Origin of the sequence: Neobacillus sp. D3-1R (genome assembly GCF_052180215.1) — a bacterium.
GTDB lineage: Bacteria > Bacillota > Bacilli > Bacillales > Cytobacillaceae > Pseudoneobacillus.
Genome location: NZ_CP197471.1, coordinates 1,380,272 through 1,393,075 on the forward strand (window position 1 = coordinate 1,380,272; position 12,804 = coordinate 1,393,075).

Sequence of the window (12,804 nt, forward strand, 5' to 3'; positions counted from 1 at the left end):
ATGGTAGTTGGAGATTTTCCTATAGAAACAGATACTCTCGTCATTGGGGCAGGTCCTGGTGGATACGTTGCAGCTATTCGTGCTGCACAACTAGGACAAAAAGTTACAATCGTTGAAAAAGCAATTCTAGGTGGAGTGTGCTTAAATGTTGGATGTATTCCATCCAAGGCGCTTATTGCAGCTGGACACCGTTATGAAACAGCAAAGCATTCTGATTCAATTGGTATTACAGCTGAAAATGTAAAAGTTGATTTCAGCAAAGTACAAGCGTGGAAAGCAAGTGTGGTTAAGAAATTAACAGGTGGAGTTGAAGGCCTGTTAAAGGGAAATAAAGTAGATATCGTTCGTGGTGAAGCGTATTTCGTAGATGCTAACACTCTTCGTGTAATGGACGAAAATTCTGCCCAAACTTATACTTTTAAAAATGCCATTATTGCAACGGGATCTCGTCCGATTGAATTACCTGCATTTAAATATTCAAAACGTGTTTTAGATTCAACTGGAGCATTAGCCCTTGAAGAAATTCCAAATAAAATTGTCGTTATCGGTGGCGGTTATATTGGAACTGAGCTAGGAGGAGCTTATGCTAACTTTGGTACCCAAGTAACCATCTTAGAAGGTACAGATGAAATCTTAAATGGTTTTGAAAAGCAAATGTCTGCACTTGTTAAACGTAACCTAAAGAAAAAAGGTGCAGAAATCATAACAAAAGCATTGGCTAAAGGTGTTCAAGAAAACGAAAATAGTGTAACTGTTACCTATGAAGTAAATGGTGAAGCAAAGACTGTCGAAGCTGATTATGTTTTTGTTATGGTTGGTCGTAAACCAAATACCGATGAGATAGGTTTAGAGCAGGTAGGTATTGAAAAGACAGATCGTGGTATTATTAATGTTGATAAACAGTGCCGAACAAATATCAGCAATATATATGCCATTGGAGATGTTGTAGCAGGTCCACCATTAGCTCATAAAGCATCATACGAAGGTAAAATTGCTGCAGAAGCGATTGCTGGGCATCCTTCAGAAATCGATTATTTAGGAATTCCTGCTGTCGTTTTCTCTGATCCTGAATTAGCTTCAGTTGGATACACAGAGGCTCAAGCTAAAGAAGAGGGTATAGAGATTATCGCAGCTAAATTCCCGTTCGCTGCAAACGGCCGTGCACTTGCACTTGATGCAACAGATGGTTTTGTAAAATTAATTACACGTAAAGAAGACGGATTAGTCATTGGAGCTCAAATTGCTGGCCCTAGTGCATCTGACATGATTGCTGAGTTAGGACTGGCGATTGAGACTGGAATGACAGCTGAAGATTTAGCAATGACTATTCATGCTCATCCAACTCTTGGTGAAATTACAATGGAAGCTGCAGAAGTTGCACTTGGTAGTCCAATTCATATTATTAAATAATAAAAGCAGACCTAAAACGTTTTAGGTCTGCTACAAAGGTCCTTTTCAATTTGAAAAGGACTTTTATTTTTGTATTTCAAGTGCTTTAGAGGTTGGTTGTACGATTTGGTCTTTTGTTACTTTACCGTTGATATTAGAGACGATTTGATTATTATAAATAACAACAATGGCCGGAGAACTTTTTATTTTAAAGGATTCATAATACTTTTTACCATTAGCTTTTGTAAGAACCATCATATTTTTTATTTCCTCTGGAAAATCTTTCCGCAGTTCAATTATAGCATCATAATAAGGTGCTTCAACTTGAACATTTGCCTCATCTGTAAAAAAGACTATTTGTTTTACATTCTTTTTAATCGATAAAGAATCAATAGAATAATGATTATTACAAGAGGCTATGAAAAATAGTATGGTACATATAGAAACCAGAGCCAACCCTTTCATTTGTACGCCTCGCTTTATTAAAAAATATAAGTAAGTGTCGAAAATTCGTCAATTTTACCTATATTCTAGCATAGAAGATAGGTAAAAATAGGCTTGTCATTTATTTGTTACACAAATGAAAAATAACTGATGGATTCCATTCATATATTTAGTTTAAGTGATATTAAAGGGGATGGAGGATGTAATGAGGGTATATGTAGTGGTTTTATTACAATTAATCCTTTGGAGTGGATATACTCTGTTAGAATGGCTTTCGCAACATGATCAGGTTGTTTATAATGTCTTAATGTTTTTTATATTTTTCTATTTAGCCATACAGATAGGTAACTCAATAATGAAATCGGCAAAGAAAACAATATTTATCACAACATTTAGTTTATCCTTATATGCTTCCTTTCACTTTACTCTAAATATGTTTAAGTAGTTTTTATATAAGCTCTGTTAAACTTGCCTGTTGATTTCCGCTTCAGGCACTTCGCTTTCCGTGGGAAGAATTATGAAAAAGCCCTACTGCCGGCTTTTTCAAAAAACAAATTTTTCCTTGGGCGTTTCGGCGAGCCTCCTCGGCGTTTACGCCTGCGGGGTACAAATGATCCCTCCTGTGGATCATTTTACTAGGTCTCCCCTGAACCGTACTTCCACAGGAGTCTTCGTGCCTTCCGCTCCAAACAACAGGGGGTGTAAATCAACAGTATTCTTTAATAAAGCCAAAGCATAAAAGGGAATCCTTTATAAACTATTAAGTTCAAAGAGACCATATAGTTACTTATGGTCTCTATTTTCACTTTTTGTCATAAACCTTAAAAATAGACCAGCTACTGAAAATAGTAAGATGAATGAAATAATAAAAGAAATGAGAAACGGAATAAAGGAAAAAGTTGTTTTTGTTTCTTTTAAAGGTTGTAATTTTATTTCAAGAGGATAATCTTTCGTATTTTCTGAAAGCTGAATTTTTTGTTTGAGAAAAGGAATTGGACCTCCAAATGAAATCGTTTGTTCAGAATTATTCATAGGTTTTTCAATATAAACTAAAAAAATCTTGGGTGATAATGAGGTGAAAATAAAAGCGATAATCGCTGTATATATAACAATTTTTTTCAAGCTTTTTTCTTCTCCTTTCGAAATAGAAAAGAACAGCTTCTGGGCTGTTCTTATGTTTAATGTTATTTTCTTGGGTAATAATACATAATTCTACCATTAAATAAATGAAGTTCAGCTTTCAATTTCTTTGCTAAAAATTTACAAAACTCATTGGCTTTGCCTTTATCTCCATAGGTTGAAATTTCTGGTAAAGTGATTTGTATGTATGTTTGTTCTCTTTGGGTCCCATCACCATTGTCAATCATTTCCTTATCAACCCCGAGTAAAATAGCCTTATATCTATCATGAGTAGAGTATAGATAAAACCATTGCCCTTTACCAGACGGTTCTTCCTTAATTTCATATGGGAATGCCGCATCCGTAAACTGCCAGTTTAATTGATCCCCCGTCTTGGATGTAATATCTTTATAATAAAAGAAAAAATCCTTCATTTCGTCTGTGCTAATATCCGTTTTTTCGGATGAAGGGACTAATTTAATATAAGCGTTATTTGCCAACGGTATCTCCTCCTTAGTTACCTGCTCATTCATATTCTAGCACTGAATAAAATCGTATGACAACTCATCTAAGAAAGATTTTTCTAAAACTTATTGAATTATTGACACAAATAACTTATAATAATATTCTAAATATTCAAAATAAGGAGGAATTCTATGGAGCTTTTTGATAAATTATATGATGAACATGAAAAAGTACAGGTAAGATTTATTGGTTTTGCAACTGAAAACGCTAGGTATGATTTTGGTATTATCTATACTAACATGTTTTTCGGAAAACCCCTTGTCGTCTGTATGCAAACTGGCCGCTCAACTCTCCTCGATTTAAGAGACATAGAAGATATCGATCATTTACAGCAAGTATTCCGTATCCCAAATAAAGAACAAGTTTCAGATTTAGTAGATTTCTTTAGAGAATCAATCCCCGGTATTTCATTTGAGACTCAATACGAATAAGATTAAAAAACAGATCTTTGGGCTCAAAGGTCTGTTTTTTATGTATATTATGAGTGCTAGTGAAATATATATGTTATACAATTTAGGCTTGAAATTTTAAATGTGTTATATTATTATTTAATTGAGGATGTTATTAAAGCGCTTTCAATATTGCGCAGCCACTTATTATGAAAAGGGGAATGAGAAAAAATGGGTACAATTGTATGCCAAACTTGTAACTCTACTATCGATCATTTTGAAGATGAAAAAGTGACAATTCTTTACTCTAAATGTAAATGTGATGGCTGCGAAACAGGGCATCATCATGAAAAAGAATAATTATAATTAATATGAAAAACAGCATTCAATGTGAATGCTGTTTATTTTTGTTTGTCTAATACCATAATGCTATTGAATAGCTTTATGCTCCATAATTACTCGAAGATGCTTGATTTCATCATCCTCTGGTCCCTGTACTGGAAGTCCAGCTTCCATATTTTTCTGTATATAACTCAGATTATCCTTTGTAATAATTTCACCTGGGATGAAAATAGGTATACCTGGTGGATAGACCATTACGAATTCAGCAATAATTCTTCCAACTGCTTCATTAATTGGAACAAGTTCTGTATCTGAATAGAAGGCATCTCGTGGCGTTAATGCTAATTTAGGAATGTCCGGCAATAATACCTGAGCAGATACCTTTCCAGATAAATGATGGAATTCCTTAGATAGAACTTTTAATGCTTCAATTAGGATATCAGCTTCTCTTTGAGTGTCCCCTGGAGTAATAATACACAAAATATTATATAAATCAGACATTTCTACTTCAATATTAAAGTTTTCTCTTAACCAGACTTCTACATCATAACCATTTAGGCCTAGATCCTTAATGGAAATAATTAATTTTGTTGGATCATAATCGAAAGTTGCTTTTGTACCTAATATTTCTTCCCCAACACAATGTAAATGGTCAATTTTATTAATTTCACTTCGCATATATTGTGCTAATTTTATGGTCTTATCAATTAGTTCTCTTCCTTCAGTTGCTAATCTTTTTCTAGCTACATCAAGTGAAGCAAGTAAAAGATAGGAGGTCGAAGTTGTTGTTAGCATACTTAAAATGGATTGAACTCTTTTGGAAGAAACAAGACCTTCCCTAACATTCAGAATGGAGCTTTGTGTCATAGAGCCACCCAATTTATGAACGCTTGTGGCAGCCATATCTGCACCAGCTTGCATCGCTGAAAGCGGTAAGTCCTCATGGAAGTGAATATGAACTCCATGTGCTTCATCTACTAAAACAGGGACATGATACGAGTGAGCAATTTCAACAATTTTTTTTAAATCTGCAGATACACCAAAGTAAGTAGGATTAATGACTAGGACACCTTTAGCATCAGGATGTTGTTCAAGAGCTCTTGAAACGGAGTCATTCGTAATACCGTGGGAAATTCCCAATTCTAAGTCCACTTCTGGATGTATAAAAATAGGAGTTGCACCAGAAAACACGATTGCTGACATAACAGACTTATGAACATTTCGTGGTACGATGATTTTATCTCCAGGTCCACATACCGCCATAACCATAGTCATAATAGCACCGCTAGTACCTTGAACAGAGAAAAATGTATGGTCTGCTCCAAAAGCTTCAGCTGCTAAATCCTGTGCTTGTTTGATTATTCCTTTAGGAGAATGTAAATCATCTAGCGGCCCAATATTAATTAAATCAATAGATAATGCATTATCCCCGATAAAGTTACGAAATTCTGTATCTATTCCAGCTCCTTTTTTATGACCAGGGATATGGAATTGAACTGGATTTTTTTTTGCATGTGCGACTAAACCACTAAAAAGTGGAGTTTCATTTTGCGACAATTTTATCTCACACCTCTTTATAGTTGAATTACCTATACATTTTTTTGTATAGAGATTTTTGTAGCAGGAAAAACAAAATGTTAAAAAGTCATTTTTACTCTATAATGACAGAAGTTATCTTCTTATCTATAGAAATCAATTAACTTTATTCCATGTATAAAAAGTCATAAAACAAATGAATTATAGCACTTATCGTAATGCTTGCATAGTGAAAAATATTGAAATAAGTAAACTGATTTTATATAGTTTTTGATTAATAAAGGAAAATAAAACATAAAAATCGAACTTATCAAAGAATGTATATAAAGGGGGATAAAAATGAATTGGAATACGAGGGTAGCAGAACTATTGGATATTAAGTATCCCATTATTCAAGGGGGACTAGCATATTTAGCCTACTCTGACCTGGCAGCTGCTGTTTCGAATGCTGGTGGGTTAGGTCAAATAACAGCTATGTCCTTGGGGTCTCCTGATTTATTAAGAGATGAAATACATAGAGTTAAAGGGATGACAACAAATCCATATGGTGTTAATTTTGCGATTGGACAGCATGGAAGACCATTTGAAAAATTTTTAGAGGTGGCAATAGAGGAACAAGTACCAGTGATTAGCATGACAGGAGGAAATCCAGCACCTCTTTTTAAACAGCTAGAAGGTGTGGATACCAAAAAACTAGTTCTTGTAGCAGCTAAACGTCAGGCAGTTAAAGCAGAGGAACTCGGGGCTGACGCCGTAATGGTGGTTGGTCAAGAAGGCGGGGGACATCTTGGTAAAAATGATATTGGAACAATGGTTTTAATTCCACAGGTTGTTGACGCTGTTAGTATCCCGGTCATTGCTTCAGGTGGGATAGGTGATGGAAGAGGTTTAATGGCTGCTCTTAGCTTAGGAGCTGAAGGAATTGAAATGGGTACCAGATTTATTGCCACGAAAGAATGTGTCCATGCATCAAATAGTTACAAGCAATGTTTAGTCGAAGGTACAGAAAATGATACAGTGGTCATAAAAAAGACATTAGGTACACCTGCAAGAGCAATATATAATAAGTGGACAGAAAAAATCCTAAAGCTTGAGGAAAACCATGCTGACTATGAACGATTAAAGGAGTATATTAGTGGGAAAGCCAATAAAAAATTTATCTATGATGGAAAATTAGACGAGGGCTTTGCTTGGGCTGGGCAAGTAATGGGAATGATTAATGATATTCCTAGTGTGGAAGAATTGATACATAGAATGATACTGGATGCTACCAAGATTAGAGAAAAATGGGCAAAATGAAAATGAACTTTGTGAATAAGGAGAATGATTTAAAGTGGAATATCAATATCCTATTGATCATACTTGGTCAACAGACGAAATTGTGGATGTAATAAAATTTTATGAATGCATTGAATTAGCTTATGAAAAAGGTATTGAGCGTGATATACTTTTAACTGTTTATCGTCGCTTTAAAGAAATAGTACCAAGTAAATCAGAAGAAAAAACATTATGTGGGGAATTTGAAGAAATCAGCGGATATTCTTCTTATCGCACTATACAAAAAGCTAAAGACGCAGCAAGCGGTGATAAAATTCGAATGAAAAAATAATGATTATCAAAAATAACAGGAGACACTTTATTATTCATAAAGTATCTCCTGTTATTTTTTTTGTTTAAGAAAGCTTATAAAGTGGTAATAAAGTGTTAAATGTACCTTCAATGATGTCAATGAGCTGAGTAGAAGACATATTGATAACATCATTTTTATCAATTTGATAACCACATAAAAGTTCAGCCTTTTTTACAGTTTGGACCCTTTCCAGGAGCTCACTTAGGCCCTTTTTTCCTAATTGATCATGTCTGACACCACCAGGTTTTGTGTGGTCGCCTGACCAAACAAATTCAGCTGGAACCTGTTTATAAACAGATGAAAGTTTCTTTTCAAAACGAGATCCAATTTCAGCCTTTTGTGGAGCTTCATATATTACAGCGTACCAAATAAAAAGATGTGTTTCCCATAAACCGATTTGAAAATGAGGCAGCATTTTATACCCTCTTGGATTTCGTGAAAAAGCAACCCAAGTATCTTTTGGAGGATTAACCGTCCGGCGTGCATGTTTTGCTACATGAGAAAATACTTCTTCTCCTGTTATCGACGATAAAGTGGGTGTAAAGTAACCACCTAATGCTTCCAGTTTAGGTCTAATTTTTAACTTTAATCCTTCCATCCTTGCATCAAAACCTTCTATTGTAAACACTTCAAAATCTTCTTGAGAAAAACCGCTAAATTCCATAAAGGATCCTCCTGCTAAGTTTGCTCATTATTTTAGCATAATGCCAGAAAACTTAAAATAATTGTGCTTAAAAAATTGGGTATATGTCCAATTTTGTTACCCCTGTAGAGTTAGCAACATAAGATAATAGTAAAAATAATCAGAAAAAACAATGGTTATTTCGGAAGGGGTGTTGTCCAATGAAACAATTAATGAACCAAACAAAAAAGAAAGCAGCAGTAAGAGAAAGAACAGCTGTACTCAAATTAGAAATGGATTATGAATTAGCTACATTATTTGAGGCCATGGAAGAAGATAATGAAGCGAAAAAATTAAAATGCAAAAACAAACTCGAAAAAATTCGTCAAGAGCTATTAAATTTACAAGAACTTTAAAAATTGCTGAACGGATTCCATTTTTCTAAGGAATTCGTTTATTTTTGTATGTTATGCTTGATTATATATATATCGGGAAACTATATAACTTGAAAGCAAAAGCTATATAAAATAAGCTAATTAATATGTACATACTTTTTAAGTAAGGAGGAATTTAGGATGAAGTGGGAAGAACTTGATACATATGCAAAACAATGGACGAAAGAAGCTGGAGAAAGAATTCGGTCCTCCTTTTCGACTACCTTGGATATCACAACTAAATCTAGCCCTAATGATCTTGTAACCAATATGGATAGAGATATTGAAAAATTTTTTATAGAAAAAATCAGAGAGCATTTTCCTCAACATAAAATTTTTGGAGAAGAAGGCTTTGGTGATACGTTGAATGATCTAAATGGAGTTGTTTGGATTATTGATCCAATCGATGGAACCATGAATTTTATTCATCAACAAAGAAATTTTGCTATTTCCGTTGGGATATATGAAAACGGTATTGGACAAATAGGAATCATCTATGATGTGGTACATGACGAATTATATTATGCGAGAAAGGGCCAAGGAGCTTATATAAATGGTGAGCCCGTACCAAAGTTAAAGGAAACAAATATCTCTGAAGCTATAGTTGGCTTAAATGCAATTTGGGCTACAGAAAATAAAAGGATTGATTATACAAAGATTGTTCCGCTTGTTCAAGATGTTCGTGGAACAAGATCATACGGATCGGCGGCATTAGAATTAGTTTATGTTGCCACAGGCCGTATTGATGCCTATATTAGCATGAGACTTGCACCCTGGGATTTTGCTGCAGGTATTATTCTTGTTCAAGAACTGGGCGGTATTGCAACAAATATAGAAGGTAAAGAGCTAAACTTGATGGAAAAGAGTTCAGTATTTGTCGCAAAACCTCATTTACATCAACAAATATTATCCAATTATCTTTTAAAATAAATTCTCTTTTCCGCAAAAAAAGAGGTTAGATTTTTACAATCTAACCTCTTTTTGTTGATCTATCTTTGAACATTATAATTTTCCATTTTCACGCATTTTCTTTTTTGTTTTAAAACCGTATCCCATGACAAAAACTAAAGCAAGTATACATGCAAAAATTCCTATTAAGCTTCTTTCACCAATGGCAACACCTATACCCATAATAGCCATAGCTGCAAGAATGGCTAAAAAAAGAAAAGGCCATTTAATTTGATTCATTCTCATATACCTCCGTACTGAATGGGAGTTGATAGTTAAAAAATAAACATATCTTTTATATTACACAAAAAGCTTTTAGTTTTCTACCTTAATTGTGGTATAATGTTTTAGTTGTGAAAAAAATGTCATAAAATGAACTTATCTCATAGGAGTGAACATATTTGAATATTAGAGAAAATATACGAAATATAGCGATTATCGCCCACGTTGACCATGGTAAAACAACATTGGTTGACCAATTATTAAAACAATCTGGAACTTTCCGATCAAATGAACATGTTGAAGAAAGAGCAATGGATTCCAATGATATTGAAAGAGAACGTGGTATTACCATCCTAGCTAAGAATACTGCTATTCAGTATAAGGATACAAAAATTAACATTCTTGATACACCAGGACACGCAGATTTTGGTGGAGAAGTAGAGCGCATCATGAAAATGGTTGATGGTGTATTACTTGTAGTAGATGCTTATGAAGGATGTATGCCACAAACAAGATTTGTTCTTAAAAAAGCTCTTGAGCAAAATTTAACACCAATTGTTGTTGTCAATAAAATTGACCGTGATTTTGCTAGACCAGCTGAGGTTGTGGATGAAGTAATTGATTTGTTTATTGAACTTGGTGCAAATGAAGAACAATTAGAATTCCCAGTAGTTTATGCATCTGCTATCAATGGAACAGCAAGTATGAACCCTGATAAGCAAGATGAAAACATGCAAGCATTATATGATACGGTCGTAGAACACATTCCTGCTCCGATTGATAATCGAGAAGAACCATTACAATTCCAAGTAGCTTTACTTGATTATAATGACTATGTTGGCCGAATCGGAATTGGCCGTGTTTTCCGAGGCACTATGCAAGTTGGACAACAAGTAGCACTTATGAAGCTAGATGGGTCTATTAAACAATTCCGTGTTACAAAAATGTTTGGATTCTTCGGATTAAAACGTCAAGAAATCCAAGAAGCTTTCCCTGGTGACTTAATCGCTGTATCAGGGATGGATGATATTAACGTAGGGGAAACAGTTTGTCCTACTGAACATCCAGAGGCGTTACCGGTATTAAGAATTGATGAGCCAACATTACAAATGACTTTCCTAGTTAATAACTCTCCTTTTGCAGGAAGAGAAGGGAAATATGTAACGGCTCGTAAAATTGAGGAGCGTTTACGTGCCCAGTTAGAAACAGATGTGAGTTTACGTGTTGAAAACACGGACTCACCAGATGAATGGATTGTTTCAGGTCGTGGTGAACTTCACTTATCTATCTTAATTGAAAACATGCGTCGTGAAGGTTATGAATTGCAAGTATCAAAGCCAGAAGTAATCGTTCGTGAAATTGATGGAGTTCGCTGTGAACCAATTGAAAGAGTCCAAATAGATATCCCAGAAGAAAATACTGGGGCAGTAATGGAATCTATCGGTGAACGTAAAGGTGAAATGGTCGATATGGTTAATAACGGAAGCGGTCAGGTTCGTTTAACGTTTATGGTACCTGCTCGTGGATTAATTGGTTATACAACAGAGTTTTTAACGTTAACTCGTGGATATGGTATTATCAATCATACGTTTGATAGCTACCAACCAATGGCACAAGGCCAAGTTGGAGGACGCCGCCAAGGTGTTCTAGTTTCTATGGAAACTGGAAAAGCGTCTACTTATGGAATATTAGGGGTTGAAGATAGAGGAACTATTTTCGTTGAGCCTGGTACTGATATTTATGAAGGTATGATTGTCGGAGAACATTCACGTGAGAATGACCTGACAGTTAATATCGCGAAAGTAAAACAAGCTACAAACATTCGTTCAGCAAATAAAGATCAGACGACATCGATGAAAAAGCCAAGAATTATGTCCTTAGAACAGTCATTAGAATATTTAAATGATGACGAATACTGTGAAATCACACCTGAGTCCATTCGATTACGTAAAAAGATTCTAGATAAAAACGAACGTGAAAGAGTAACTAAAAAGAAAAAGTACGCTGAAACGAATTAAAGAAAGGGGGATAAGCCGGATATGGATGTTAGCCAACGTTTATCATTCTTTGCCGCTTTATTTCGTGTTGATGAGCAGCCTGAAGTGGGAATGTGGTTACTTTATATTACAACAATCGTCTTATCCATCATTGTTTATAAGTTAGGGTTTGCCAAGAAATTACCTCTTGGCAAATCCATCATCATTTATTTCTTTTTAATAATCGGCTGTACCATCTTAACGTTTTTAGGTGTATTTTTACCGGTTGCAGAGGGATTAGTAGTTGCAGCTCTTATACTAATAATATATAAAATTCGCTTAAAACAATCTAAAAAGGCAGAGGCGAAAGCGAATTCTTCGGAGGGGTAAGATTGAAATCTCTACAAGATTCACTATACAATTGGCTAACAATAAAAGTTGTTTGTGACGAGCGTCCTGATGATACGGCTGCGGTGGAAACAAAGGAATTGTTTGATGATATCTTACAAAATGAACATGGTGTTTCGGATATAATTGTTACCACTGATGCTGTTATGTATTATTTAGAGTATAAGCATCAAAATGAAGTGAAAAAGGCACGATATCCTAGGGAACTTATTGAAATTATGCTTAATCAGATAAACCAAGAGCCTGAAAAGTACCTAAATTATCCTGAATGATAGAAAAGAACTCGTTTCTTCTGAAGCGAGTTCTTTTTTACAATTATATATTCAAATTAATTAAGCATTTCTCATTGCATCCATCACTTGTTTATCTAAGCGTGCAGCTGCGTCTTTATCATAGGTTTTATCATATTGGGGCTCAACTGTAATCTTTGAACCATAAAACATGACATCACGAACCTCATTAATTTTTATTTGAACAAGAGCAAGTTTAAGAGGTACATCATTTAGCTTTTCTTGTATAACATTTGCTGTTCCACTAATAGAGTATGTAGACTCGTTAGCAATTAAATTAATAACCACCTTCGAATTGTTATTAATGTTTTGGATTATTCTGGAACGGTTATCTACCGCAAAATAGACGGTTTCATCATCTTTTGCCAATATCCAGGAAATCGCACTAACGTTTGGACCTGCAGATTCAAAATCAACAGTAGCTAAGGTAACAAAACGTTCTTTTTGTAATTCATCAAATAATGGCTTAATAAGTTTAGGTTCAACTTGATTTGGCATTTTTGTAACTCCTCCTTTATTCTAATAACATC

The 12,804-nt window shown here is 34.7% G+C and carries 17 protein-coding genes; 10 read left to right on the plus strand and 7 right to left on the minus strand.

The features are described 5' to 3' along the window. On the plus strand, window positions 1-1,410 hold the full coding sequence (lpdA, locus tag ACSBPO_RS07015; protein WP_442599338.1) for a dihydrolipoyl dehydrogenase: 1,410 nt from the start codon (window positions 1-3) through the stop codon (window positions 1,408-1,410). A gap of 63 nt (window positions 1,411-1,473) precedes the next feature. Here lpdA and ACSBPO_RS07020 read toward each other — a convergent pair whose 3' ends face one another. The 3 genes from ACSBPO_RS07020 to ACSBPO_RS07030 form a co-directional block, all read right to left on the minus strand. Next, window positions 1,474-1,854: a small peptidoglycan-associated lipoprotein gene (locus ACSBPO_RS07020; RefSeq protein ID WP_442599339.1), complete on the minus strand. Its 381-nt coding sequence runs from the start codon at window positions 1,852-1,854 to the stop codon at window positions 1,474-1,476. A gap of 762 nt (window positions 1,855-2,616) precedes the next feature. Then, window positions 2,617-2,955 carry a hypothetical protein gene (locus tag ACSBPO_RS07025; protein WP_442599340.1) on the minus strand — a complete coding sequence of 113 codons (339 nt, stop codon included), beginning with the start codon at window positions 2,953-2,955 and terminating at the stop codon, window positions 2,617-2,619. A 62-nt stretch (window positions 2,956-3,017) separates the two neighbouring features. Further along, the gene (locus ACSBPO_RS07030) at window positions 3,018-3,452 is read right to left on the minus strand and encodes a DUF1885 family protein (RefSeq protein WP_442599341.1); all 435 of its coding nucleotides are present in this window, start codon (window positions 3,450-3,452) and stop codon (window positions 3,018-3,020) included. 156 nt (window positions 3,453-3,608) lie between these two features. Here ACSBPO_RS07030 and ACSBPO_RS07035 point away from each other — a divergent pair, with 156 nt between their 5' ends. Next, the gene (locus ACSBPO_RS07035; RefSeq protein ID WP_442599342.1) at window positions 3,609-3,908 is read left to right on the plus strand and encodes a DUF3055 domain-containing protein; all 300 of its coding nucleotides are present in this window, start codon (window positions 3,609-3,611) and stop codon (window positions 3,906-3,908) included. A gap of 189 nt (window positions 3,909-4,097) precedes the next feature. Further along, complete coding sequence (locus ACSBPO_RS07040) at window positions 4,098-4,226, plus strand: GapA-binding peptide SR1P (protein WP_442599343.1); 129 nt, start codon at window positions 4,098-4,100, stop codon at window positions 4,224-4,226. 69 nt (window positions 4,227-4,295) lie between these two features. Here the strand turns inward: ACSBPO_RS07040 and ACSBPO_RS07045 are convergent, their stop codons facing one another. Beyond that, window positions 4,296-5,765 (minus strand): aminotransferase class I/II-fold pyridoxal phosphate-dependent enzyme, encoded by a 1,470-nt coding sequence (locus ACSBPO_RS07045; RefSeq protein ID WP_442599344.1) that lies wholly within the window; start codon window positions 5,763-5,765, stop codon window positions 4,296-4,298. A 318-nt stretch (window positions 5,766-6,083) separates the two neighbouring features. Between ACSBPO_RS07045 and ACSBPO_RS07050 the strand changes: the two genes are divergently transcribed. Continuing rightward, entirely contained in the window at window positions 6,084-7,043 is a 960-nt protein-coding gene (locus ACSBPO_RS07050; protein WP_442599345.1) for an NAD(P)H-dependent flavin oxidoreductase, read from the plus strand. Between the two features lie 34 nt (window positions 7,044-7,077). After that, a complete protein-coding gene (locus ACSBPO_RS07055; protein WP_442599346.1) occupies window positions 7,078-7,353 on the plus strand; it encodes a UPF0223 family protein in 276 nt (91 codons plus the stop codon). Between the two features lie 64 nt (window positions 7,354-7,417). Here ACSBPO_RS07055 and ACSBPO_RS07060 read toward each other — a convergent pair whose 3' ends face one another. Then, complete coding sequence (locus ACSBPO_RS07060; protein WP_442599347.1) at window positions 7,418-8,038, minus strand: YktB family protein; 621 nt, start codon at window positions 8,036-8,038, stop codon at window positions 7,418-7,420. Window positions 8,039-8,217: 179 nt separating this feature from the next. On the opposite strand from ACSBPO_RS07060, the gene ACSBPO_RS07065 reads away from it, so the two are divergent. Together ACSBPO_RS07065 and ACSBPO_RS07070 are read left to right on the plus strand one after the other, a co-directional pair. Then, entirely contained in the window at window positions 8,218-8,412 is a 195-nt protein-coding gene (locus ACSBPO_RS07065; RefSeq protein WP_442599348.1) for a hypothetical protein, read from the plus strand. Between the two features lie 159 nt (window positions 8,413-8,571). Then, window positions 8,572-9,360 (plus strand): inositol monophosphatase family protein, encoded by a 789-nt coding sequence (locus ACSBPO_RS07070; RefSeq protein ID WP_442599349.1) that lies wholly within the window; start codon window positions 8,572-8,574, stop codon window positions 9,358-9,360. Between the two features lie 72 nt (window positions 9,361-9,432). Here ACSBPO_RS07070 and ACSBPO_RS07075 read toward each other — a convergent pair whose 3' ends face one another. After that, window positions 9,433-9,618 (minus strand): YlaF family protein, encoded by a 186-nt coding sequence (locus ACSBPO_RS07075; RefSeq protein ID WP_442599350.1) that lies wholly within the window; start codon window positions 9,616-9,618, stop codon window positions 9,433-9,435. 161 nt (window positions 9,619-9,779) lie between these two features. On the opposite strand from ACSBPO_RS07075, the gene typA reads away from it, so the two are divergent. The 3 genes from typA to ACSBPO_RS07090 are packed head-to-tail and all read left to right on the plus strand — an operon-like array spanning window position 9,780 to window position 12,256. Then, window positions 9,780-11,618, plus strand: a complete 1,839-nt coding sequence (typA, locus tag ACSBPO_RS07080; protein WP_442599351.1) for a translational GTPase TypA — start codon at window positions 9,780-9,782, stop codon at window positions 11,616-11,618. 21 nt (window positions 11,619-11,639) lie between these two features. Continuing rightward, entirely contained in the window at window positions 11,640-11,966 is a 327-nt protein-coding gene (locus ACSBPO_RS07085; RefSeq protein WP_442599352.1) for a YlaH-like family protein, read from the plus strand. Window positions 11,967-11,968: 2 nt separating this feature from the next. Further along, the gene (locus tag ACSBPO_RS07090) at window positions 11,969-12,256 is read left to right on the plus strand and encodes a hypothetical protein (RefSeq protein WP_442599353.1); all 288 of its coding nucleotides are present in this window, start codon (window positions 11,969-11,971) and stop codon (window positions 12,254-12,256) included. Between the two features lie 60 nt (window positions 12,257-12,316). On the opposite strand, the gene ACSBPO_RS07095 is transcribed toward ACSBPO_RS07090, so the two are convergent. Next, complete coding sequence (locus ACSBPO_RS07095) at window positions 12,317-12,772, minus strand: pyridoxamine 5'-phosphate oxidase family protein (protein ID WP_442599354.1); 456 nt, start codon at window positions 12,770-12,772, stop codon at window positions 12,317-12,319. Window positions 12,773-12,804: the final 32 nt, after the last annotated feature.